This is a genomic window from Neptuniibacter marinus (assembly GCF_001597725.1).
In the GTDB taxonomy this organism is placed as follows: domain Bacteria; phylum Pseudomonadota; class Gammaproteobacteria; order Pseudomonadales; family Balneatricaceae; genus Neptuniibacter; species Neptuniibacter marinus.
Window position 1 is genome coordinate 1 of sequence record NZ_LUTR01000099.1, and the last position, 246, is coordinate 246.

Consider the following 246-nt stretch of genomic DNA (forward strand, 5'->3'; position numbering starts at 1 on the left):
ATACACGTATGCGCCATTTTTCTGTGGGGTAAACATAGAAACATCAAGCAAAAGCAAGCTTTGTCGATTGCCCAGGTTAATAGGCACCAGTACATTTTCCAGCTGAATTTCAACCTGTTGCATTTTGGCTGGCTCTGGTTCTTTCGGTGAAAGCCAAGCGGTGAAGGACTCCATATTCAGCGTATTACTTTGGTAAAACCAGAAACCTGTGACCGAGAGCGCGAGAGTAACGATGAACGTAACGAT

Annotated in this window: 1 protein-coding gene; it reads right to left on the reverse strand. The window is 44.7% G+C overall.

Going from position 1 to position 246, the window contains the following annotated elements:
- Nucleotides 1-246: hypothetical protein (locus tag A3774_RS16895; protein ID WP_197468100.1), on the reverse strand; the 246-nt coding region annotated here is incomplete at both ends.